We start from the raw sequence: 23,325 nt of genomic DNA, 5'->3' as shown, positions 1-23,325 counted from the left end.
GGGGGGGGGCGGCCCCCCGCCCCCCCCCCCGCCGCCGGGCGCCGGCCCCCCCGCCCCCCCCGGCGCCGCCCCCGCCCCCCCCCGCCGCGACGATCTCGTCGGCGCGGCCCGGGACCCGGGCCAGCACGGTGTCGAAGTAGCGGTCGTGCACCAGCGCGTCACCGAGGGCGGCGCCGATCTTCTGCGCGTGGCCGTGCACCCGCCGCGCGATCGCGGTCAGCCCCTCGGCGCCGTGGTAGGCGGCGTACATCGCGGCCATCACTGCCAACAGCACCTGCGCGGTGCAGATGTTCGACGTCGCCTTGTCGCGGCGGATGTGCTGCTCGCGGGTCTGCAGTGCCAATCGGAACGCCGGCGACCCATCCGCATCCCGGGACACCCCGACCAGCCGTCCGGGCAGCTGGCGGGCGTGCTTGGTGTGCACCGCCAGATAGCCGGCGTGCGGCCCGCCGAAGCCCATCGGCACCCCGAAGCGCTGCGTGCTGCCGAACGCCACGTCGGCGCCGAGCTCGCCGGGCGGGGTGATCAGCGTGCATGCCAGCAGGTCGGCACCGACCGCCGCCATCGCGCCGCGCTGGTGGGCGGCTTCGATCACGTCCGACCAATCGGTGACGCGGCCGGACGCCCCCGGCAGCTGGGTGATCACCCCGAAGAAGTCGCCCTCGGGCAGCCCGTCGCGCAGGTCGGCGGTGACGATCTCGATGCCCAGCGGCTCGGCCCGGGTGGCCAGCACCGCCGCGGTCTGGGTGAACAGGTCGGCGTCCACGACCAGCCGGTTGGCCTTTCCGCGCACCGTGCGGTGCATCAGGGTCATCGCCTCGGCGGCGGCGGTGCCTTCGTCGAGCATCGACGCGTTGGCGATCTCGCACCCGGCCAGGTCGGCCACCATGGTCTGGAAGTTCAGCAGAGCCTCCAGCCGGCCCTGGCTGATCTCGGGCTGATACGGCGTGTAGGCGGTGTACCAGGCCGGGTTCTGCATGATGTTGCGCACCAGCACCGGCGGGGTGAGCGTGTCGTAGTAACCCTGCCCGATCATCGACACCGCAACCGTGCTGGCGTCGGCCAGCTCCCGCAGTTCGGCCAGCGCCTGGGTCTCGCTGGCGGCCGGCGGCAGCGACTCCAGCCCCGGCGCGACGCCGTCGGGCCGCAGCGCGTCGAGGATGCCGGCCGGTAGCGCCTTGGCGGCCAGGTCGTCCAGCGAGTCCACCCCGATGGTGGTGAGCATGGTTGCGATCGCGGCAGTGTCCGGGCCGAGGTGCCGGTCGACAAAACGGAATTCGGTGTGTTCGGGCACGTGGGCTCCTCGGCGATAGACGACTGGTGTCCTCCCCCTCTGTCGTCTGCCCGTCCCGGGCGCCTGAGAGATTCGGCGCCGGGATATCCGGGGCGCCTTTCCCCATGGGCGGGTGAACCCGACACGGGCAGCACCGCTTTCCAGAGGCATCAATGCCCGCGCGGTCCGGGTGCCTGAGAGGTTGACGGAGAGGTATTGCTCCTTCGGCGCCCGAGACTGGCTGTCCCGGGACTCTCCCGCGCGAGGCTGATGCGCCGACCAGTCTAGCGGCGTGCCTATCCGGGCGCGAACGTGCGCAAACCCGGCGGTCAGCGAGGCTCGACGAAGGAGAGGCGAAGCTGGACCGCCGCATGAATCCCGGTGACGAGCCCGGCATGTCGCCCGGGGACACGCCCGCTCGCGACGTAGGGGCTCCCTAGCCGGTCTTGCGGTCGCGGAACTTGCGGCGGCTGGCCAGCTCGTCTTCCGGCGCGGCGATCGACTCGCCACCGTCGGCGCGCTCACCGGGGAAGTCGGCGATGGCGCCGGTCAGCTCGCGCATCGCGCCCGACACCGCGATGCCGAACACGCCCTGACCGCCCTGCAGCAGGTCGACGACCTCCTCAGCCGAGGTGCACTCGTAGACGGTGGTGCCGTCGGAGAACAGGGTGATGTTGGCCAGGTCGCGGACCCCCCGCTCCCGCAGGTGGTCGACGGCGACCCGGATGTTCTGCAGCGAGATGCCGGTGTCGAGCAGTCGCTTGACGATCTTGAGCACCAGGATGTCTTTGAACGAATACAGCCGCTGACTGCCGGAGCCGGCCGCGCCCCGGATCGAGGGCACCACCAGTGAGGTGCGGGCCCAGTAGTCCAGCTGGCGGTAGGTGATGCCGGCGATCTGGCAGGCGCTGGGGCCGCGGTAGCCGACCAGCTCGTCGGGGACGGAGTCATCGGGGAACAGCCCGGCCTGCACCGGTTCACCGACGCCGGAAGCGCCCGCCGCAACCTCGACATCGGAGCCCGATTCGGACTGACCCGCGAAGTCCAGCTGATCCTGCCCCGGTTGCTCTCCCACGATGCTTCCTCTCGCCGATCGCGCTCGTTGCCACTGGCTGGCCGGTGACCGCGTTTGCTCTTGCCCGAGTTGGTGGTGAGCATACGCTGTCGAGCGAGCCGCCGCGCCGTTGTTCCCGCCGTGGATTCAGTATGGGGGCCGCGTTTTGCGGGCCGTGCTTTGCCGTGGGCGTGTCGGCGTCACCGCCCGCAGATGAGACGGTTCTGTGACGGGGCTGAGGCCGCCGCGCCCGGTCAGGTTGCTTTGAAATCGTCGGGCGACACGCTATCGAGGAACTCCTTGAACTTCTCCACCTCGTCTTCGCGTACCGCGCCGGAGGACTCGTCGTCGCTCTCGTCCGGGATCAGCAGGCCCGCCTCGGCCAGCACCGCCTCCTCGACGTAGATCGGCACCCCCACCCGCAGCGCGATCGCCACCGAATCCGACGGGCGCGCCGAAACCGTGATGTCGCGGTCGAAGATCAGGTCGGCGTAGAACGTGCCTTCCTGCAGATCGACGATCCGGACTTCTTTGAGCGAATGTCCGAGCGCGGCGATCAGATCGCGGATCAGGTCGTGGGTCAGCGGCCGGGCCGGCTCCACACCCTGCTGTTCCAGGGCGATGGCGGCGGCTTCGGCCTGCCCGATCCAGATCGGAAGGTAGCGGTCGCCGTCGGCTTCGCGCAGCAACAGCACGGGCTGGTTCTGTGGCTGCTCGACGCGAATGCCGACCACGCGTACTTCACCCATCTCCAGTCAGCCCTCCGCGTTTGCTTGTCTTCCAAGTGGCTGTGCCCCAGCGCGACTCACTGCGAAACCCCCGGTCGGACAACCGCATGTCGCACAACAAGCCGCCGAGGCGAGTCTAGTCCTCAGCCGTGCAGAACGTCGTGTACCGCCGACTTGAGCAGCGCGGTGTGCAGCGCGATCGCGAGCGCCGCGACCTCGCGCGCCAAGTCGTCGGCCCGGTCGCGTGCGCCGGCTTTGCCGCCCTTGACCAGCGGTCCGGCGATCTGGGCGATCAGATCGGACTGCCGATCCGCGGCTGAGCGGAACGCCCGCAGGTGGCGCGGCTCGACGCCGTAGTCGCCCAGCGCCCGGGCGCACTGCACGATGACGACCGCGTGCTCGTCGAACCATCCCCCCGGCCCGGCGGTGATCACCCCGGACCGCACCAGCGCCGTCAGCAGCACCTCATCGGCTCCCGAGCGTTCCAGCAGGTCCTCCCGGCTCAGCCTGACCCGTCGGGGCGGCGTGGGCGACACCGTGCCGTGGTGAGCGGACTCGTCGACGGCCGGCACCAACCGCGGGACCGGATAGGCCGACTCGGTCAGCGGCAGCGCCCCGTCCGGTTCGGCGTCCAGCCGCGCCTTGATCACCTTCAGCGGCAGGTAGTGGTCGCGCTGGGCGGTCAGGACGTAACGCAGCCGGGCGCAGTCATACGCACTGAACCGGCGATAGCCCGACGCCGCCCGCTGCGGCGTGACCAGCCCCTCGGTCTCCAGGAAACGGATCTTGGAGATCGTGACATCCGGAAATGCGGGCCGAAGCAGATCCAGTACCGCTCCGATCGACATCCCGGCCGGTTCAGGGCTGTCAGGCGCGCTCAACTCAGCTCCCCGGCCCGGCCTCGGTCTCACCCGTCTTGGGGCCGGTCAGGAACACCAGCCGGAACTTGCCGACCTGGACCTCGTCGCCGTTGACCAGGACTGCCGAATCGACCGGCTCCCGGTTGACGTAGGTGCCGTTGAGGCTCCCGACGTCGACGACCTGAAATTCGTTGCCCTCGAGCCGGAACTCGGCGTGGCGACGGCTGACCGTGACGTCGTCGAGGAAGATGTCGCTGTCGGGATGACGCCCGGCTGCGGTGACCGGTTGGTCGAGCAGGAAACGCGACCCGGCGTTGGGGCCGCGCTTGACCACCAGCAGCGCCGATCCGGCGGGCAACCCCTCGACACCCGAGGTCAGGCTCTCACCGCCCGCCTGCGCGGGCGCGTCGAGTTCGCTCAGGAAGTCCGCGCGGAAGACCGATGTGGTCTCCACGGTGACCTCGTCGCCTGCCTGGTCCTGCCCGTTTCCCGAGTCCTTCTCCGTCACCCGCTGCTCCTCACTGGCCACTGTCGTCCTACCTGGTCGCACCCGCCGGACATCCATGGCACCGGACCCATGATTGTTGAGTCGACCGTACCGCGCAGCGGTCGATAATGTGCCCCGCACCGCGGGATCGTGTCCCGGAATACCCGGCGCGTCCCGGCAGGCAGGCTAGCAATATTCATTCGGCCAGCGTCGCGCGGTACGCGTCGGCGCTCAGCAGTCCCGACAGGGTCTGATCCAGGGCATCGGCGGCGGCACTGTCGACCTGAAGGTCCAGCAACCAGCCGGCGTCGTACGGGTCGGAGTTCACCAGCTGCGGGTTGGCGTCCAGATCGGCGTTGACGGCAACCACTTTGGCAGAGATCGGCGCGTAGAGATCCGAGACGGATTTGGTCGACTCCACCTCGCCGAAGCTCTCCCCCGCGATCACCTCGGTGCCCTCGCCGGGCAATTGCACGAAGACCACGTCACCCAGCGCCGCCTGCGCGAAGTCGGTGATGCCCACCCGGACGGTGTCCGGCCCGGTGCGCCGAACCCACTCGTGCTCAGCGGTGTAATACAGATCGGAGGGAACTAAACTTTCCGAACTCACGGTGATCGTGCTCCTTGCGCTGTCGGGTTCACTTGACTGGCTGAGCGTATTGGCGCGGTTTCGGTTGCCGCAACACGGTCACCTCCACGCGATCGGCCTGCTGCACGCCCATGGTGCCGCCGAGCCGCTTGACGCTGTCGACCGCCCCGCCGGGAATGTTCATCGCGGCTGCCAGGGTGGGCGGATCGCCTATCGCCAGAACGGAATACGGTGGAGCCAAAGCTATTCCGTCGAATTGCAGCGCCCCCGGGGTACCGGCCACCCAGGAATCCACTCCGATCCGCACCGCCTTGGCGCCGTCGCGAACCTCCATCGCCTCGGCGCCGGCGGCCCGCAGCTCGTTGATCACATCGAGCATCGTCTCCGGCGCGACGCCGCGCGCCGGATCCTCGACGGTGATGACCACCCCGGGCCCGAGAGCGCCGACGGTGCCGATCATGATCGCCAGGGCGGAGAGCCGGGCCTGGGCGCTCTCGATGGCGGCCTGGTCACTGCTGCCGGACTCCTGCAGCGCCTCGAGCGTCTGCTGCAACTCGGCGATCTCGGTGCCCAGCGCGGCTTCGCGCTGACGCAGCGACTCCAGTAGTACCAACAGATCGGCCGGCCGGGCCGTTTCCAGGGCGTCGGAGGAGTCGTTCTGGCGAACCTGGGTGACTATCGCGACCCCCAGCAGCAGGCACAGCAGCATCGCCAGCACACCGAACAACGGGCCGGAACGGCCCTGCCGCGACCGCGCGCGAGCGTCCGTCTCGGGCAACTCGTGCCGCCCGTGCGGCACCGGCTCGGTACCCACCGCGTCAGGCCCCGAACAGCCGTCGTCGCAGCGCCGCGGCGTTGCCGAAAATACGAATGCCCAGCACCACGATGATCGCGGTGGACAACTGGGTGCCGACCCCCAACTGGTCACCGAGGTAGACGATCAGCGCGGCGACCAGGACGTTGAACACGAACGACACGACGAACACCTTCGCGTCGAAGATCCGCTCCAGATAGGCGCGCAGACCGCCGAACACGGCATCCAGCGCCGCCACCACCGCGATCGGCAGATAGGGCTGAACCACCTCCGGAACGCTGGGATGAAAAACCAGTCCCAGCACGATGCCGGCGACCAGCGCGGCGATACCGATCATTGAGAAATCACTCCAGCCTCCCGAACCGGACCCCTGCAAGCTTGCGTCACGACTCCCCTATCTGTTTGGCGAACCGGACATCTCGTACCGAACCCGCCGGCAAGGTCAGGTCGGCACCGGTCCGGCCGTCGACGCGCACCACCACCCCGTAGGACACTTCCAGCAGTCGCAGCCGGTACAGGCCCGGGGTGCGGTCGAAGGCATCGCGCAGCTCGCGCGGCGGCCCGATGGCCCGCACCGAGTAGGGACTGCTGATCGGCTTGTTGTCGACCAGGATCGCACCGCCGGCCTGCCGGATCGTCACGTTGGGGCCGATCCGGACATCGCCGACCGCGATCGCCTCGGCGCCGCTGGCCCACAACGAGTTGACGACGAGCTGCAGGTCGCGGTCCAGGATGATCTGCTGGCTGCCCGACACCCGCTGTTTGGAGGCGTCGGAGAGGTTTCGCCCGACGCCCGGGTCGGTCACCGTGACGATCAGGCCGGGGCCGGTCACCCGGCTGCTGGCGGCGGCCAGGCTGAGCGCGTCGAGTCCGGCCAACACCCGCTGGCCCTCGGCGTCATTGGCCAGCCGGTGCCGGCGCAACTCGTCGACCCGGTTCGTCAGCGTCTCGCGTTTGTCGGCGAGCCTGCCGGTCCCCTCTTCGGCCGACCGCACGTTCGTGGCCAGCACCTGCTGGGCGTCGCGCACCCCGGGCGCCAATGAGCGGGCTTGCGCGAAGGCGACGGCGAACACGGTCGCGACCAGCAGCGCCGCCAGCGCCTCCCACGCCCAGCCCGCGAGCCGGGACCGTCCCGTGCGGACGCGGCCGGAGTCGCGTTCGGCCGCCGCGGCATAGCCGGGGTCGAGGTGCTCCGACAGCAGTGAGCGCAGGAGTGAGGGCACCGCGAATCGCTGCGGCCGGCCGGCCTCGTGGGCGCCCCGGTCGCCGCTGCCGTCGTAGCCGCTGAGGGCGAAAAACGGTTCAGACATCGGCTACTCGAGAGGCGAGCTTCGGCATCGTGCGCGCTACCAGCCCCACCTGGATCAGGTACAGCACGAAGGCCCACAGGTACATGCCCAGGCCCCAGATCAAAAAGGCCCAGCCGATTGAGGCCACCACCCGGCCGGCCAACGCGTCCCACTGCCCCAGCAGGATCAGCGGAAACGCCGACATCAGCGCGAAGGTGCCGGCCTTGCCGACGTAGGTCACCGGCAGCGCGGTCAGTCCCCGGCTGCGCAACACCGGCAGCACCGCGGCCAGCAGCAGGTCGCGGGCCAGCAGGGTGCCGATGATCCACCACGGCACCAGGCCGCGCAGTCCGAAGGCTACCGGGACCGCCACCATGTAGAGCCGGTCGATCGCCGGGTCGAGCAGTGCGCCCAGCGCCGACGACTGATCCAGCAACCGGGCCAGTTTACCGTCGGCCCAGTCCGAGACGCCGCTGAGCATCAGGATCACCACCGCCGGCCCGTCGGCCCGCGCAACCAACACCAGATACAGAAAGACGCCGATCAAACCGAGACGGGCCAGGCTGATGACGTTGGGCACCGTCAGCACCCGGTCGTGGACTGGCTCGGAGCCGGAGGCCATATCGACCCCCCTAGCGGAAGATCCCGGGCAAACTCAGGGCGTCCATCGTGTCGTCGCTCAGCGGGTTGTCCCGGACCATGTAGGTCCACGTCGAGGTGGGCCGCGCCAGCTTGGACAAGTCGATGCCCGGCTCGGACTCGATCCGTTCGGAGGTCTCGAAGGTCTGCTGGGCCGCCTCGATGGCGTCGGCGGCCAGTGAGGCGAACGCATCCAGGGCCATCCGGTGGAATTCGTCGAGCGGATTCTGCCGGCCCAGGGCGCGCAGGTGGATGCTCTCCCGGATGTCGGCCAAGAATGCCAGGTGATCGGCCCAACCACGGTCCAGGTGGTAAAGCATGATCAGCCGGCAGATCTTCTCCAGCTTCGCATCGGCGTCGTCGCCGTCCTGGCTGAATTTCTCGCGCAGCTCGGCGAAGCGCTGCGGGGCCAGCTCGGCGAGCTCCTCGCGCGCCGTCGGGGTGGACAGCAACGTATTGCGCCGCTCCACGATGATGGCGCGCTGCTGAGCGGTCAGCTGGTTGTAGCGCCAGGTGTTGGCGTGGATGTCGAGCAGCTTGCCTTCGGCGATGCGCTGGGCGTGGTCGAGCATCCCGGAGGCTTTGGGGCTCAGGATCCGCCCGTCCTCATCGGTCTCGGTCGGCAGCTTGTTGGCTTCCAGGTTGGTCGCGGCGACATCGTCCTCCCAGCTGGAGAAGAACACCGACGATCCCGGGTCGCCCTGCCGGCCGGCCCGGCCGCGCAGCTGGTTGTCCAGGCGCTGGGTGTGTTGCCGGCCGGTGCCGATCACGTGCAGCCCGCCCAGTTCGACGATCGCGTCGTGGTCGGCCTCTTCGGATCCACCCAGCCGGATGTCGGTGCCCCGCCCGGCCATCTGGGTGGAGACCGTGACCACCCCGAGCTTGCCGGCCTCGGCGATCACCGCGGCCTCCTCGGCGTCGTTCTTGGCGTTGAGCACCACCGCCGGGACCCCGCGCTTGCGCAGCCGCTCGTAGAGTTCCTCGGACTCGGCGACGTCATGGGTGCCCACCAGCACCGGTTGCCCGGTGGCGTGCACCTCCATGATGTGGGCGACGATGGCGTCGTTCTTGGCCGCCGCGGTGATGTACACCCGGTCGGCCTCGTCCTCCCGGATGTTGGGCATGTTCGGCGGGATCGGCGACACGCCCAGCTGGTAGAACTGGCGCAGCTGCTCGCCGGCCGCCAGCGCCGTTCCGGTCATGCCGCACACCGTGGGATAGCGGTTGACCAGTGCCTGGACCGTGATGGTGTCGAGCACCTCGCCGGTCTCGGTGGTCTCGATGCCCTCCTTGGCCTCCACCGCGGCCTGCAGGCCGTCGGGCCAGCGCTGCAGGGCGGCGATCCGGCCCCGGGAGGCGTTGATCAACTGCACCTTGCCGTCACGGACGATGTAGTGCACGTCGCGCTGCAGCAGCACGTGGGCGTGCAGCGCGACGTTGATCTCGGTCAACGTCGACACCACGTGTTCCTCGGAGTACAGGTCGATGCCGCCGAGCGCGGCTTCCACGCGCCGTGCCCCCTTCTCGGTGAGGTGGATGTTGCGCCGGTCCTCGTCGGAGTCGTAGTCCACCCCCGGTGTCAGCCGGCCGACCAACTCCACGATCTCCAGCCGCGGGGTCTCGCGGTGCGTGGTGCCGGCCAGCACCAGCGGCACCAGCGCCTCATCGACCAGCACCGAGTCCGCCTCGTCGATCAGCGCCACGTCCGGATTCGGTGAGACCAGATCGTCGACGTCGGTGACCAGCTGGTCGCGCAGCACGTCGAAGCCGATCTCGTTGACCGACGCGTAGGTGACATCGCACCGGTAGGCCGCGCGTCGGTCGGCGGCGCTGGACTCGGCGGTGATCCAGCCGACGCTGACCCCCATCGCGTCCAGCAGCGGCCCCATCCATTCGGCGTCGCGGCGGGCCAGGTAGTCGTTGATCGTGACGACGTGCACGTGGCGCCCGCCGATGGCGTAGCCGGCGGCGGCGATAGCGCCCGAGAGCGTCTTGCCCTCACCGGTGGCCATCTCGACCACGTCGCCGGCCAGCATCCGCAACGCGCCCTGGAGCTGAACATCGAACGGGCGCAGCCCGATGCTGCGCTCGGCGGCTTCGCGGGCGATCGCCAGGAACTGTGGGATGTCCGAGGCGTCGGCCAGATCCTTGAGCTTGAGAAGTTGGGCGGCCTTGCGCAGCTGCTCGTCGTCGAGGCCGGCGGCCTTCTTGGCGTAGTCGGCGGCCGCGGTGACCTCGGCCATCGAGCGGCTCTGGTTCTTCTCGGTGCTGGCGCCCAGCAGTTTCCAGAATTTTCCGCTCAACCGGCCCGACTTGGGACGCGAGGTTCCGGAGACCGTTTTCGACGTGTTAGCCACAGCACAACGGTACCGGGCTGCTTCGGCGGTGCTCATCCGACGCCGCGCCGCGCTACGCGGTAGGTTTCGCACGGGATTTTTGGTCTACCGGCCGGCGCCTGGCTCCGGCGGCGAAGGAGACGTGGCAGTGGACTCGAAGCCGTTCAACCCGTCCATCGACTGGTCGCAGGCACTGCCCGATTCGCTGCTCTGGATCGCGATGGCCTGGACCATCAGTGCCGTCGGCGTGGTGGCGGTGGCGGCGCTGCTGCGGGTGAGCACCCGCTGGGGACGACAATTCTGGCAGATCACCGGCGCCTACTTCACCGGACGTGACAGCGTCCGGGTGTGGCTGATGCTGGGCGTGCTGCTGCTGTCGGTGATCACCGCGGTGCGGCTCAACGTGCTGTTCAGCTTCCAGGGCAACGACATGTACTCCTCGCTGCAGACCGCGTTTCAGGGCGCCGCCGGCGGCGACGACGCGATCCGAGATTCCGGCGTGCACGGGTTCTGGATGTCGATCGGCATCTTCAGCCTGATGGCGGTACTGCACGTGGCGCGGGTGATGCTCGACATCTATTTGACCCAGCACTTCATGGTGAACTGGCGGATCTGGCTCACCGATCGGCTGACCGGCGACTGGCTGGAGGGCCGGGCCTACTACCGCGCGCACTTCATCAAGCTGCCGCAGGACCCCATCATCGGCGACGCCGTCGAAGCTGCGATCGACAACCCGGATCAGCGCATCCAGCAGGACATCGACATCTTCACCGCGGGCAACGGCGCCAATCCCAATGCACCGGCCAACAGCTCCGCCAGCACCCTGCTGTTCGGCGCCGTCCAGTCGATGGTCACGGTGGTCTCGTTCACCGCGATCCTGTGGAACCTGTCCGGGACGCTGACGGTGCTGGGAGTCGACATTCCCCGGGCGATGTTCCTGATCGTCCTGGTCTACGTCACGATCGCCACCGTCGTCGCGTTCTGGATCGGCCGGCCGCTGATCCGGCTGAGCTTCCGCAACGAGCTGACCAACGCGGCGTTCCGGTATGCGCTGGTGCGGGTGCGCGATGCCGCCGAATCCGTCGCGTTCTACCGGGGCGAGCTCGCCGAGCGGATCCAGCTGCGCAAGCGTTTCGGCGCGATCATCGACAACTACCTGAAGTTCGTGAACCGGACCATCGGCTTCGCCGGCTGGAACCTGTCGGTGAGCCAGGCGATCGTGCCGCTGCCCTGGGTGATCCAGGCCCCGCGGCTGTTCTCCGGGCAGATCATGTTCGGCGGGGTGGCGCAGACCGCGACGGCCTTCGGCAACATCTCCGACTCACTGTCGTTCTTCCGCAACGCCTACGACAACTTCGCCGGCTACCGTGCCTCGATCATCCGTCTACACGGGCTGGTCGAGGTCGACCGGGAGGCTCGCGAGCTGCCCGAACTGCTGGTCAAGCCCAGCCCGGACGGCACCGTGGCGATCGAGGGCGTCGAGGTGCGCACGCCGGCCGGCGATCCGCTCATCGAGGCGCTCGACCTGCACCTGGACATCGGCGACGCGGTGATGATCGCCGGGCCGTCGGGCAGCGGCAAGACCACGCTGCTGCGCAGCCTGGCGCAGCTGTGGCCGTACGCCTCGGGCACCCTGCGGCGCCCCGATGCGGCCAACGCGACGATGTTCATCTCCCAGCTGCCCTATATCCCGCTGGGTGATCTGCGGGCGGTGGTGGCCTATCCGCTGGCTGCCGGTGAGGTCTCCGACGCCGAGATCGCCGAGGCACTGGCCAAGGTGGCGTTGCCGAATCTGGTCGACCGGCTCGACGACGTCGAGGACTGGGCCAAGGTGCTCTCTCCCGGAGAGCAGCAACGGGTGGCCTTCGCCCGTCTGCTGTTGACCCGGCCCAAGGCCGCCTTCCTCGACGAGTCGACGTCGGCGCTCGACGAAGGACTCGAGTTGACGCTGTACCGCCTGCTGCGCAGCGAACTTCCCGACACCATCCTGGTCAGCGTGAGCCACCGGCACACCGTCAAACAGCACCACAAGCAGGTGCTGGAGCTGCTCGGGCAGGGCCGCTGGGAACTGAGCCCGGTCTAGCCCCCTCCCCAGGCCCCGCCGAACGTGAAGGTAGTTTCACGTTCGACCATCGAGCGTGAAGCCAACTTCACGCTGGGCGGGGGTGGGTGGCCGCGTGCACGCCGGCCCGGCGACCGAAGAACGAACCCTCCCCGAGCTGGGTGCCGCTGGCGTAGCCCTTACCGTCCTGGGCGATGTTGGCCGCACAGGCACCGGCGGCGTAGAGCCCCGGTACCGGGCTGTCGTCCTCGCGCAGCACTTGGCCGTCCACCGATGTGGCCAGCCCGCCGATGGTGAAGCCGGCATACATCGCCTTGCCCAGCGACAGGTCGAACGCGCCCCACGGCCCGTTGTCCTGTGGAGCGAGGAACGGCTGCTGCTTGTGGAAGTCCGGGTCTTCTCCACGGGCCGCATAGGTGTTGTAGCGGTCCAGCGTCGCGACCAGGTTCCCCTCCGGAATGCCCAGTGCCGCTTCCATTTCCGTCACCGACTCCCAGCCGTCGATCAACGGCACCAGCGGCACCCGCGGCTTGCGCAGGTGTGTTTCGTCGACGATCAGGAACGCCGCGCTGTCGGGCTGGTCCATCACGAACCCCGACGTGCGTGAGTGGTAGGAGTCCTCGGCGACGAACCGCTTGCCGTGCGCGTTGACGATGATCCCGGTCAGCAGGATCGACGGCGGGTAGACCGGCGCGGTGATGAACGCCTGGTCCATGTGCTTGGTGGCACCGCCCACCGACATTCCCAGTCGGATGCCCAGTCCGTCGTCGTAGGTGTTGCCCAGCACGAACGGTTTCTCCGCCAGCTTGGGTGTGTACCTGGCGACCATCTCGGGGTTCATCACGAATCCCCCGGCCGCGATCACCACCGATTTGGCTTTGATCGCACCGCTTTCGGCGAAGCGCTTCCAGGTGACGCCGGTGACGCCGCCCGAGGCGTCGGTGACCAGACCGGTCGCACCGGTCTCGTAACGGATCTGCACGCCAAGGTTTTCGGCGCGCTTGAGCAGCAGGTCGATCACCATCTTGGCGCCCTGGGTGTCGCCGGGCACCGGCACCTTGTGCCCACGCGGTGCCGGAACGGCCTGGTTCAGATACGGCCACACCTTCTCGTTGCCGGTGTACATCAGCCCCTCGGTGTTGGGCTGAATCACCGCCTTCTCCGGGTAGTAGCTGCGTTCGAACTGAAAACCCAAGTCCTCCAGCCAGTTGAAGTGCTCCACGCTGCCGTCGCAGTACGCCCGGATCTTGTCGTGCTCGGGCTCGCGCGAGACCGCGACAAGGTACTTGTACATCTCATCCGGTGAGTCCGCATGTCCGGTGGCCTGTTGCACCGCGGTGCCGCCACCGAGGTAGAAGTGCCCGCCGGCCATGGCCGTGGTGCCGCCCGCCTCGGCGGCGCGCTCCAGCACCAGCACCCGCGCCCCGGCCGCCGCCGCGCTGACCGCCGCGCAACCGCCCCCGATGCCGAAACCGATCACCACCACATCGACCTCGTCGGACCATGACGTCACCGTGTCGGCACTGGTGGTCTCCGGTATCTCGGTACTCATTGGCGGCTCCTTCTTGTCCAGCGGCGCGGCTCATCGCTGTTGTTGTTTGATGTAGTCGAAGACGGATCGGATCTCCGGCGAAATGTGCGCGATCTCCACGAACGGGACGCCCGCGTCAGGCGCCGAGACGTAGGCGAAGCGCATACCCCCGGGCATCACGCCCTGGGAGACGATCTCGGCGCCGTTGGCGGCCGCGTCGTCGAGCATCGCGGCGAAGCCGTCGGCGTCATCGGCCTCCACACAGATGTGGTGCAGTCCGGGCCCGCTGTCGGCCAGGAAGTCCTGATAGATGCTTCGCCCGCTCACCGGTGCGATCAGCTCGAGCTGCATGTCGCCGAGATAGCTCAACGCGATGTCGGCGACGAAATCCGCCGGCTCACCGCGGTAGCTGCACGTGTCCGGGGCGAAATGCACCCCGGGCATGCGGACCCATTTGCGCACCCCCAACAGCGCGCTCACCATCGATTCGGTGGCAGCCAGATCGTTGGTCACCCAAGCGATCTGGACGGGCGGTCGCGGCGGCGAGATCATGTCGGAGGGGATGCTACTCCGACGTCTTCGCGGACCTGCTGGGAGATCGCCGACCACGACACGGCGGCAGGGTATTCCCCCCACACGCTGTTGAACAGGCCGACGATCCGGGCCACGCCGGGCCCGCGGATGACATACACCGGGCCGCCGGAATCGCCCTGTTGACTGCGAACACCGCCCCCCATGGTGAACCAGCCGTTGTTGACCCGCTGGACGGTCCCGCAGGTCTCTCCGGTGACGATGCCGAAGTGGCAGACCGGCTCGCCGGGGGCCACACCGTCGTCCGGGCCGGTCTCGAGGCGCAGACCGCCGGGAAGGATGTCATTGGAGTCGACACCGTCGGCCAGCACGATGGCCTCGTAGTCGGCGATCACCTGGTCGGTGTTGACGGTGGCGCCGTTGGGCGTGTTGTCGCGGAAGGTCGCCAGTGTCCCGATGACATTGCCGGCCCGATCGGTGACGGGGCCGCTGCCCCGGCAGTGACCGGCGGTGAACGCGACGCGCATGATCGGGTCGACATAACCGAGGGTGCAGACATGGGTGTCCTGGTGGATCTCCATCCCCGGGAACACCAGCACCGGATCGGCTCGAGCGGTGCCGATCGCCGGAATCGCGGTCGCCACCCCGACCGCAACGCCCACCGCCAGCACCCGCACCATGCGCCCGCGCACCGTCGACTCCGATCATTGAGGGCCGGTTCGAGTCCGGCCGGTGTTCGACCGCCGTGATCACCGCCGCGGCGCAGCGGCCCGGCCCGGTGTGGGCTCCGAGCCGCCGCGCCGGCGGTCGGCGGCGATCAGGGGATCGTCAGCTCCTGACCGGGGTGGATCAGATCCGGGTTGGCGATACCGCTGGCCTCAGCGATCTGCGGGTACTTATTGCCATCGCCGTAGAACCGCTCGGCGATCGCCCACAGGGTGTCACCGGCGACAACGGTGTAGGTGCGCGCAGCGGGTGCTTCCGGCGCCGCGGGAGCAGCGGGCGCCTCGGGGGCCGCTTCAGGCTTGGGGGTTTCGGCCTTGGGCTCCTCGGGCGGCGGAGCGTCGGTCTCGGTCTTGGTGGACCAGGCCGCACCGTCGGCGGCATAGAGCACCAGGTTGCGGTCGTCCTGGAGCACCAGCTTGACGTCCTTCTTGCCCTTGGTATCGGTGTGCCAGATCGGCTTGTCGGCGGTGTACAGCACGAAGTTGCCGTCCGGTTGCACCTCGGCGCGCACCACGTCGTTGCCGTTGGTGCCGGAAGCCCAGACCGCCTTGCCCCGCGACGCCAGCACCAGGTTGCCGTCGTCCTGCAATGTCAGGGTGTATGCCCCGTTTTTGGAGGTCAGCGACTCGCCTTTGACGAGCTTCTTTCCTGCGGTGAGCGTGTCTCCCAAGCTCTGCGCCACGTTGTCCCCTTCTCATCGGCACACCGCGGCGCAAGGCGCCCGGCGGTGTCGCTGCGATACGACGTCGCAAGCCTATGCGAACAGCGGTCGGTGCGCCCCATCATTGCGGCACTGCCGCCGATGGGGCCGCCGTTGCCGACGACACCGGGCGCCAGCCCGGTGGGCCGAAAACGTATCCGAGCCGGTCACGCCACCGGCGGGCGCCGCGCAGATCGGCGATGATCGAGGCGTATTCGTGGATCTGCAGCGTCACGATGTTGAAGGTGTCGACCTGCTTGGTCAGCCCGTAGCGCGGACGAAACCGCTCGGGAGCGAAGGTGCCGAACAGCCGGTCCCAGATGATGAGGATGCCGCCGTAGTTGCGGTCCAGGTACTCCGGGTCCATCCCGTGGTGCACGCGGTGGTGCGACGGGGTGTTGAAGACGAACTCGATGGGTCGCGGCAGCTTGTCGATCCGCTCGGTGTGCACCCAGAACTGGTAAATCAGGTTGACCGAGAACGCGGCGAACACCATCCACGGCGGAATTCCCAAGAGCGGCAACGGGATCCACACCAGGATCTCGCCACTGTTGTTCCACTTCTGCCGCAGCGCGGTGGCCAGGTTGTAGTACTGACTGGAATGGTGCGCCTGGTGGGTGGCCCAGATCAGCCGGATCCGGTGCGCCATCCGGTGGTAGGTGTAGTAGAGCAGGTCTACGCCCAGGATCGCGATCACCCAGGTGTACCACTGCTTCGGCGAGAGATGCCAGGGCGCCAGATAGGTGTAGATCGCCGCATAGCCGAACAGCGCGAGCAGCTTCCAGCCGGCGGTGGTGGCCACCGACACCAGTCCCATCGAGATACTGGTCCAGGCATCCCTGGCGCGGTAGGACCCGCGTTCGAGGTCTTCCAGCTTGCGGGCGGCAGTCCATTCCAGGGTCAGCAGCAGCAGGAAGAACGGGATGGCGAACAGCACCGGGTCGCGCATCGGCGCGGGCAACACCGACCACACACCAGCGATCCAATCCACCGTGCTCACCTCCGCCTCGATGCCAGCCTAGAGTGCCCGGCCGGCGATCATTCCGGCGACAGTGACGCCGGGTCCTCGGAGTGCCAATGCACCGCGTAGACACCCGGCTGCAGCGACAATTCGCCGACCAGGCGCTCGAGGCGGTCCGGCGCCCTGCTGTCCGAGAGCATGGACGCGGTAAGCGCGATGTTGTCCTCGGCGGCCCGGCCGGTGTGGATCCCGCGCAGCACCAGGTCGTTGCCGGCGGTGTGCTGCACGATCTGGGCGCGCAGGTACTTCTCGGACTTGGGCCGGCAGATCACCTGCACCTGGTAGGGCGACTGCGGTTCGTCCTCCTCGATGTGCTGATCGCGGTCGATGAGCCGGCCCAGCGGTCGCAGCAACAGGTGGGTCCCGACGATCGCCCCGGTGCCGATCACCGCGAACAGCAGGTTCCCGGCCGCCGCCAGCACTCCGACGGCGGCCGAGCACCACAGCGTGGCCGCAGTGTTCAAGCCACGGACGTTGAACCCCTCCCGCAGGATCACTCCGCCACCGAGGAACCCCACCCCGGACACCACATAGGACGCGACCCGGGTGGAGCTGGTGTCCCCGGCGGTGACGCCGTACAGCACGAACAGCGTTGCACCGGCGGCCACCAGCGCGTTGGTGCGCAACCCCGCCATCCTGGCCCGCCACTGGCGTTCCAGCCCGATCAGCGCACCGCAGCCCAAGCCGACGGCCAGTCGCAGCGTGAACTCGGCGACGCTCAGCGTCTGCATGAGCTAACCCTGTCACAGGCCCTAGCCGGCGACTACCGGCCGACCCATCACGGTGGGCTTGAAGCCGTACCGCGGAGCGGCGAAACCGTAGTTGCGGCCCTGCCCGGCGCCGGCCAGCGGCACGCCCGGCATACCGGCCGCGCCGGCCTCCGGCGCGTGCGCGGCAACCGTCCAGCCGGTCGCGGCCACGGCGCTGCCCGGAGCTGCGGTAGCCGGGATGGACGCCGCCCACGACTGTGGCACCGACAGCGCGCCGACCGTGGACGCGTGGCCCATGGCCGCCGAAGCGGTGCCCAGGCCGCCCAATCCGGCGCCCAGGCCGTGCAACCCGTGGCCGAGCCCGCCGCCCAGCCCGCCGAACATCATCGGCGTGAACGGGTCGATGGCGCCCAAGCCCAGCGGGTCCCCTGCGGCGATGGCCGCACCACGTACCACCGCCATGTCGGCGGCGAAGTTGGAGATCCCGGCCGCACCCATCGGGGAAAATGAGCTGCTCATCAGGTTGGTCAGGGCGTTGCCCAGGTCGCCCGCACTGATGCCTTCGCCTCCGGTGACCGGCGGCGTGGGCGGCTGCACCGGCGCGGCAAGGGACTGCAGCGTCTGCGGCGTGTTCGTAATCGCCTGGGAGAGTGTGGATTGCGCATTCGACGACGCCGCGTTACCGGCGGCCTGGGCGACCGCGGCCTGCTGAGCGCCCTGCGACGACGGGTCGGCGACCTCGCGCGGCGAGCTGAACGGTGTCACCTTGGTCGCCGCCGCCGACGCGGCCGCGTAGCCATACATCGCGGCGGCGTCCTGGGCCCACATCTGGCCGTAGTGGGCCTCGGTGGCCGCGATCGCCGCGGCGTTCTGGCCCAGAAAGTTGGTGGCCACCAACGTCGCGAGCTGGCTGCGGTTGGCCACGATGAGCGGCGGCGGAACCGTCATCGCGTAGGCCGCATCGAACGCCGCGGCTGCCGCCTTGGCCTGTGCCGCAGCCTGTTCCGCCTGAATGGTGGTGGTGCCCATCCAAGCCGCGTAGGGCGCCGCCGCGGCGGCCATCGCGTTGGAAGCCGGGCCCATCCAACCCTCGCTGACGAGTCCGTTGATGACGGACTGGTAGGCGGCCTCGGCCGCGGCGAGCTCGGCGGCCATCTTGTCCCAGGCCCCGGCGGCGGCCATCATCGGCCCCGAGCCGGGGCCGGCGTAGATACGAGCTGAGTTGATTTCCGGCGGGAATGCTCCGAAGTCCATGGCATTGATCCTTTTTGATCGGTGGTTTTTGTCCAGATCGCTGGGCGGTCTTGGCTGGTGTGCAGGCACGGTCGATGTCCCGATGGCGGGCAGCCGGTCATGGCGACATGCCGGAGCTGGCACGTCGGGAGAATCGCTGCTCGGCGGAAAGACCGAGCTGTCAAGCGATTTCAGGACATGGCGAAGCCTGGCGCACTCCGCGAACGGAAGGCACGCCAGTCGACGAATTCAGCGCCGGTGCGAATCAGAGGGTGAAAGCGGTACCGAGAGCGAAGGAGACGACCATCGATCTCGGATAGGAACTATCACTCGGACTCAATGTCGCTCTCACCTCCTCTCGGCCAGGGCACGCGCGGGTGCCTGCACGTATGCACACGGAGGTGAAGCGCCCGACCAGACAGGCCGGACACTCCGCACCCCTCTCGTCAGAGCTTCGGCACTGCACGGCGTGTCCTGACCTGCGCAAATAATGCAGGTCCGGAAGCCACTTGGGCTCAACCCTTAATCCGGGAGGAGCTGTCCTGACCCGGGGCGTCTTTCGACGTTCGGGGTCAGTGGCCTGTATCCATGCAGACGCCTCACCTAACGAGGTGCTTGCCTCACCATAGTGCACTAGGTCGCGGGCAGGGTCAATCGGCCACGGCGCGTCGCCGATCACTTCGCGGCCACCGGTCCGCGCCGGCACCGAAAACGCTTGTCGTCGAAGCGGAATTAGCGCCCGCGTCAACCGGGTTGTCGATCCGGCCCGGTGGCGGTCTGGCCGTCGCGGTTGACGTGTACGGCGTGCACCCCGGGTTGTTCGGCGAGTTCCTCGAGCAGGCTGTCGAGGCGGCTGGGGTCGACGTGCCAGTGCTGCACCTCAGTGGTGCCGGCCAGCTCGGTGACCAGGCGTTCCAGCCGGCTCTGCGCATGGCCGTTCATCGCCGCGGCGGGACGACTCCGCGGTGCGGCGCCGGTGAGCGCCTGTCCGGCCAGACTCGCCATCGCCAGGTCGCCGAACACCCCGATGGGGATGGCGGCGGCCGGTGCCGCCGCCGACGCAGCCGCCGGCAAGGCGGTGGCCGCCAGCTTGGCCACCGGCGCGGCCGTCACCCAGTTCGGCGGGACACTGAGCCGCCCGATCGTGCCCGCGTTGCCCGCGCCGGCCGAAACCGATGCGGAGTGAAGCGGTGCGGATGCTTCGGCGGCCAGCATTGTTGCGCCGGAACCGAATCCGGCCCGGCCGCCGGTGGCCGCGGCGATGTCGAGGTCGATCGTGAGATTGCGGGAGTACTGGAGCAGGCCGTACAGGACCGTCTTGATCGCGTCGTTGAACGGCACAATGCTCTTCGGCAGGATCTCGAAGTAGGAGGCCAGCTGCGACAGGGTCGGTGCGGCCGGTGGCGCCGCTTGCGCGGAAGCGAGCCCGTTCAGCGCCTGCGGTAGCGCGGCGATGAATTGCGACAGCTGGGTGTGTCCGCTGCCGGCGGTGGCCGCAGCCACCGCCGCCGCCTGTCCGCTCACCCCGGAGGGGTTGGTGGTGAACGGCGGTTCGGTGAACGGGGCCAGCGCGGCCGCCGTCGCCGACTGCGCCGCGTAGCCATACATCGCGAGCGCATCCTGCACCCATAGCTGGGCGTAGTGGGCGTCCAGCGTCGCGATCGCCGCGCTGTTCTGCCCGAGCACGTTCGTCGCCACTAACGCCGCCTGCGCGCTGCGGTTCGCCACGATCACCGGCGGCGGGGCAACGGCCGCATAGGCCTGATCGAAAGCGGCTGCGGCCGCGCTGGCTCGGGCGGCGGTCTGCTCGGCCTGTGCCGCGGTGGCGTGGAGCCAGGACACGTACGGCGTGACGGCGGCCGCCATCGCCTCTGAGGCCGGTCCGAGCCACGCCTGGTCGCTCAGGCCCGCCAGCACCGACTGGTAGGTCTCGGCGGCCGCACCGGTTTCGGCGGCCAGGCGGGCCCACGCCGTCGCCGCGGCCACCATCGGTGCCGATCCCGGTCCGGCGTACAGGCGCCCGGAATTGACTTCCGGCGGCAGTGCTGCGAAATCCATGGCGATCACTCCCGGCCCGGTGGAAGGTCGGTGCCCGGTTCGCCGGTATCGAAGTAGACCTCGTGCACACCGGGCTGCCCGGACACCTCACCCAGCAGGGTCTTGAGCTCGCCCGGCTCGACATGCCAGTGTCGTACCTCGCTGATTCCGGTGAGCCGGCCGGCGATTCGCTCGCCGTGCGCGTCCGGCCGGTCGCCACCTTTGCCTCGGCTGGCCCGCCCGGCGGCCATACCGGCCAGACCGGCCTCAGCCATGCCCGCGCCGCGTCCTGCGGGCGCGGCCGCGGCGGCCGAAGCTGCGGTGGGTGTCGCGGTGCTGGTGGCCTCGGGCACCGAGTCGGTCCAGGACTGTGGGACCGCCAGCTTGCCGACCGCGCCCGCGTTCCCCGTGCTCGCGGCCACCCTCGGCCGGGCACCTCCGGCCGGAGCCGCCGCTTCGGCGCTACCCGAAACCTGTGCACTGGAACCGAACCCGGCCCTGCCGCCGGTCGCCTGGGAGATGTCCAGGTCGGTGTTGAGGTTGCGCGCATACTGACCCATGCCGTAGAGCACCGTGATGTTGGAGTCGTTGGCGGGCAGGATCGTTCGCGCCAGCGTCTCGATGTAGGAGGCGGCCTGCGCCCCCGGGTCGGTGCTCTGCGCCGAGGCCAGCGCGCCCAGCGGGGAGGCCGGGGCACCTCCGGAGCCGGAGAGCCCGTGCAATGCCTTCGGTATGGCGTTCAGCAGCTGGGTCAGCTGGTCGCCGGTACCGGCGCCGTGTCCGGCCGGCCCATCGGTTACCGGGGGCGGCGCGGTGAACGGCTGTACCGCCGACGCGGCCGCCGAGCGCGCCGCGTAGCCGTACATCGCCATCGCGTCCTGTAACCACATGTGGTTGTACTCGGCCTCGGTCGCTGCGATCGCTGTCGCGTTCTGCCCGACCACATTGCCGGCGAGCAGGCTCGCCAGCAGGCTGCGGTTGGCAGCGATCGCCGCGGGCGCCACCGTCGCGGCGAACGCCTGCTCGAAATCGCTGACCGCCAGCATCATTCGGCTCGCAGTGTGCTCTGCCGCCGCCGCGGTGGCGCCCAGCCAGTTCGCGTAGGGCGTCGCCGCGGCCGCCATGGACTGCGACGCCGGCCCAAACCAGCTCTGCCCGGTGAGCTCGGCGATCACCGTCTGATAGGACGAGGCCACCGCGTTGAGTTCGCCGGCCAGTCCCCGCCAGGCGCCGGCCGCGGCCAGCATGGGACCGGTGCCGGGGCCGGCATACATGCGCGCGGAGTTCAGCTCCGGTGGCAGCGCTCCGAAGTCCGTGCCGAGCACGGCTCAGTCCTCCGCCGACGGTGGGATGACGATGATGGTCGCCTTGCTCGGCTTACTGGGCTTGCTCGCCGCCGCCAGGCCGGTCGCCCCGCCCACGTCGCGACCGGCGGTTCCCCGGCTGACCGCCATGGCGCGTCCGGCCAGGCTACCCAGGGCCAGGTCGCCGACCAGCCCGCTTTCACCCTCGGCGGCAACTGCCGCAACGGCTTGCGGTCCAGCCTCGGGGAAGACCGCGGCGACGGCCTTCGCGGTGGGTGTGTGGGCGATCCAGCCTTGCGGCACCGTCATCCGCCCGATCGAAGCGCCGTTGCCCAGCCCCGCCGATACCACCGGAGCGCCGGCCAATCGGCTTCCGGCCAGCGCTCCGGCGGGAAACGCCTTCGGTTCTTCGAGCCAGGGTTTGGGCCCTATCGCCCGGTTGACCGCGGAGACCACGTTCGCGCCGTTCATCGGCAGCAGCACGCACTGGATCGCCAACAGATAAGGGATACCGCCGATCCCGAACAGCGAGATCGGCGAGAGTGGTCCCGCCAGGAAGTCAAGGATCGACGTCGGCTCCGCCTGGGCCGCCCCCGATACCGCCATGTTCTGCAGCGCCTGCGGCACCGTCGAGATCAGTTGGGTCAACGACGACTGCGCCTGTGCACCGGCTCCGGCCGCCGCCTGGGTGGCTGCGGCGGACTGGGCTTGCAGACCGGCCGGGTTGGTGGTCTGTGGCGGCGTGGCGAAGGGGGACAGCGCGGTGGCACTGGCCGACGCACCGGCGTAGCCGTACATGGCGCCGGCATCCTGCGCCCACATCTGGGTGTATTCCAGTTCGGTGGCAGCGATCGCCGCGGTGTTCTGGCCCAGGATGTTGGTGGCGATCAGTGCCAGCAGCAGGCTGCGGTTCGCGGCGATCACCGGTGGCGGCACCGTCGCCGCGAACGCCGACTCGTAGGCGGCGGCGGCAGCCCGCGCCTGAGCGGCGGACTGCTGGGCTTGCGCGGCGGTGCTGCCCATCCACCCGGCGTAGGGCTGTGCGGCCGCCGACATCGTTGCCGCCGTCGGACCGGACCAGACTTGGGCGAGGCTGGTGACCACCGAGTGGTACGACGACGCGGTCGCATTCAACTCGGCGGCAAGGGCGTCCCAGGCGGCGGCAGCCGCCAGTAGCGGTCCCGCACCGGGACCGGAATACATTCGCCCCGAGTTGATCTCCGGCGGCAACGCTCCAAAATCCATGCCCTCCACCTCTGATCGATTGGCCGCCGTGTAAAACTCCGATCAGCCGGTGACGGTGCGGTGCCCCGGTGGGCTCGGATCGGTCAGGCCCAGCTGGAGCCGACCGAGGCGTCGGTGTTGGCCATGTTGTTGCCGGCGGTCTGCACCTTCTGACCG

21 protein-coding genes, 1 pseudogene and 2 riboswitches are annotated in these 23,325 nt (G+C 69.2%); of the genes and pseudogenes, 1 reads left to right on the top strand and 21 read right to left on the bottom strand.

Annotated elements, in window-relative coordinates:
- The 11 genes and pseudogenes from A5771_RS11860 to secA2 form a co-directional block, all read right to left on the bottom strand.
- Positions 1 to 1,294: pseudogene (locus tag A5771_RS11860) on the bottom strand (glycine dehydrogenase (aminomethyl-transferring)); the annotation flags it as partial.
- A 151-nt stretch (positions 1,295 to 1,445) separates the two neighbouring features.
- Positions 1,446 to 1,543, bottom strand: a riboswitch (glycine riboswitch).
- A gap of 166 nt (positions 1,544 to 1,709) precedes the next feature.
- Entirely contained in the window at positions 1,710 to 2,348 is a 639-nt protein-coding gene (locus A5771_RS11855) for a MerR family transcriptional regulator (RefSeq protein WP_064855413.1), read from the bottom strand.
- 233 nt (positions 2,349 to 2,581) lie between these two features.
- Positions 2,582 to 3,076 (bottom strand): bifunctional nuclease family protein, encoded by a 495-nt coding sequence (locus A5771_RS11850; RefSeq protein ID WP_019735665.1) that lies wholly within the window; start codon positions 3,074 to 3,076, stop codon positions 2,582 to 2,584.
- A 122-nt stretch (positions 3,077 to 3,198) separates the two neighbouring features.
- Positions 3,199 to 3,936, bottom strand: coding sequence for a MerR family transcriptional regulator (locus A5771_RS11845; protein WP_064855412.1), 738 nt, complete (start codon positions 3,934 to 3,936; stop codon positions 3,199 to 3,201).
- Position 3,937: 1 nt separating this feature from the next.
- Entirely contained in the window at positions 3,938 to 4,423 is a 486-nt protein-coding gene (gene garA / locus A5771_RS11840) for a glycogen accumulation regulator GarA (RefSeq protein ID WP_207511731.1), read from the bottom strand.
- Positions 4,424 to 4,598: 175 nt separating this feature from the next.
- Positions 4,599 to 5,012: a glycine cleavage system protein GcvH gene (gene gcvH / locus A5771_RS11835; RefSeq protein WP_064855410.1), complete on the bottom strand. Its 414-nt coding sequence runs from the start codon at positions 5,010 to 5,012 to the stop codon at positions 4,599 to 4,601.
- Positions 5,013 to 5,040: 28 nt separating this feature from the next.
- On the bottom strand, positions 5,041 to 5,805 hold the full coding sequence (locus A5771_RS11830) for a DUF881 domain-containing protein (protein WP_207545433.1): 765 nt from the start codon (positions 5,803 to 5,805) through the stop codon (positions 5,041 to 5,043).
- A gap of 4 nt (positions 5,806 to 5,809) precedes the next feature.
- Positions 5,810 to 6,142 (bottom strand): small basic family protein, encoded by a 333-nt coding sequence (locus A5771_RS11825; protein WP_064855409.1) that lies wholly within the window; start codon positions 6,140 to 6,142, stop codon positions 5,810 to 5,812.
- Between the two features lie 46 nt (positions 6,143 to 6,188).
- Entirely contained in the window at positions 6,189 to 7,115 is a 927-nt protein-coding gene (locus A5771_RS11820; RefSeq protein WP_064855408.1) for a DUF881 domain-containing protein, read from the bottom strand.
- On the bottom strand, positions 7,108 to 7,716 hold the full coding sequence (locus A5771_RS11815; protein ID WP_064855407.1) for a CDP-alcohol phosphatidyltransferase family protein: 609 nt from the start codon (positions 7,714 to 7,716) through the stop codon (positions 7,108 to 7,110). Before A5771_RS11815 ends, A5771_RS11820 begins: the two co-directional genes overlap by 8 nt.
- 10 nt (positions 7,717 to 7,726) lie before the next feature.
- Complete coding sequence (secA2, locus tag A5771_RS11810) at positions 7,727 to 10,126, bottom strand: accessory Sec system translocase SecA2 (RefSeq protein ID WP_109401111.1); 2,400 nt, start codon at positions 10,124 to 10,126, stop codon at positions 7,727 to 7,729.
- Positions 10,127 to 10,217: 91 nt separating this feature from the next.
- Here secA2 and A5771_RS11805 point away from each other — a divergent pair, with 91 nt between their 5' ends.
- A complete protein-coding gene (locus A5771_RS11805) occupies positions 10,218 to 12,152 on the top strand; it encodes an ABC transporter ATP-binding protein/permease (RefSeq protein ID WP_064855405.1) in 1,935 nt (644 codons plus the stop codon).
- 67 nt (positions 12,153 to 12,219) lie between these two features.
- Here A5771_RS11805 and A5771_RS11800 read toward each other — a convergent pair whose 3' ends face one another.
- The 10 genes from A5771_RS11800 to A5771_RS11755 form a co-directional block, all read right to left on the bottom strand.
- Positions 12,220 to 13,683 carry an FAD-binding protein gene (locus tag A5771_RS11800; RefSeq protein WP_064855404.1) on the bottom strand — a complete coding sequence of 488 codons (1,464 nt, stop codon included), beginning with the start codon at positions 13,681 to 13,683 and terminating at the stop codon, positions 12,220 to 12,222.
- 30 nt (positions 13,684 to 13,713) lie between these two features.
- Positions 13,714 to 14,214, bottom strand: a complete 501-nt coding sequence (locus tag A5771_RS11795) for a VOC family protein (protein WP_064855403.1) — start codon at positions 14,212 to 14,214, stop codon at positions 13,714 to 13,716.
- Positions 14,211 to 14,873: a hypothetical protein gene (locus A5771_RS11790; RefSeq protein ID WP_064855402.1), complete on the bottom strand. Its 663-nt coding sequence runs from the start codon at positions 14,871 to 14,873 to the stop codon at positions 14,211 to 14,213. Before A5771_RS11790 ends, A5771_RS11795 begins: the two co-directional genes overlap by 4 nt.
- Positions 14,874 to 15,010: 137 nt before the next feature.
- Positions 15,011 to 15,589, bottom strand: coding sequence for a LysM peptidoglycan-binding domain-containing protein (locus A5771_RS11785; RefSeq protein ID WP_109401112.1), 579 nt, complete (start codon positions 15,587 to 15,589; stop codon positions 15,011 to 15,013).
- 112 nt (positions 15,590 to 15,701) lie between these two features.
- On the bottom strand, positions 15,702 to 16,610 hold the full coding sequence (locus A5771_RS11780; protein WP_207545432.1) for a sterol desaturase family protein: 909 nt from the start codon (positions 16,608 to 16,610) through the stop codon (positions 15,702 to 15,704).
- A gap of 47 nt (positions 16,611 to 16,657) precedes the next feature.
- Complete coding sequence (locus tag A5771_RS11775) at positions 16,658 to 17,371, bottom strand: MgtC/SapB family protein (RefSeq protein ID WP_064855400.1); 714 nt, start codon at positions 17,369 to 17,371, stop codon at positions 16,658 to 16,660.
- A gap of 21 nt (positions 17,372 to 17,392) precedes the next feature.
- Positions 17,393 to 18,604 (bottom strand): PPE family protein, encoded by a 1,212-nt coding sequence (locus A5771_RS11770; RefSeq protein WP_064855399.1) that lies wholly within the window; start codon positions 18,602 to 18,604, stop codon positions 17,393 to 17,395.
- A gap of 410 nt (positions 18,605 to 19,014) precedes the next feature.
- Positions 19,015 to 19,201, bottom strand: a riboswitch (M-box (ykoK) riboswitch).
- A gap of 126 nt (positions 19,202 to 19,327) precedes the next feature.
- The gene (locus tag A5771_RS11765; protein WP_064855414.1) at positions 19,328 to 20,641 is read right to left on the bottom strand and encodes a PPE family protein; all 1,314 of its coding nucleotides are present in this window, start codon (positions 20,639 to 20,641) and stop codon (positions 19,328 to 19,330) included.
- Positions 20,642 to 20,646: 5 nt separating this feature from the next.
- Entirely contained in the window at positions 20,647 to 21,945 is a 1,299-nt protein-coding gene (locus tag A5771_RS11760) for a PPE family protein (RefSeq protein WP_064855398.1), read from the bottom strand.
- 3 nt (positions 21,946 to 21,948) lie between these two features.
- The gene (locus tag A5771_RS11755; RefSeq protein WP_064855397.1) at positions 21,949 to 23,169 is read right to left on the bottom strand and encodes a PPE family protein; all 1,221 of its coding nucleotides are present in this window, start codon (positions 23,167 to 23,169) and stop codon (positions 21,949 to 21,951) included.
- Between the last annotated feature and the right edge of the window lie 156 nt (positions 23,170 to 23,325).

This window comes from Mycolicibacter sinensis, assembly GCF_001667375.1.
In the GTDB taxonomy this organism is placed as follows: domain Bacteria; phylum Actinomycetota; class Actinomycetes; order Mycobacteriales; family Mycobacteriaceae; genus Mycobacterium; species Mycobacterium sinense_A.
This window is presented reverse-complemented; position numbering and strand designations above follow the sequence as displayed.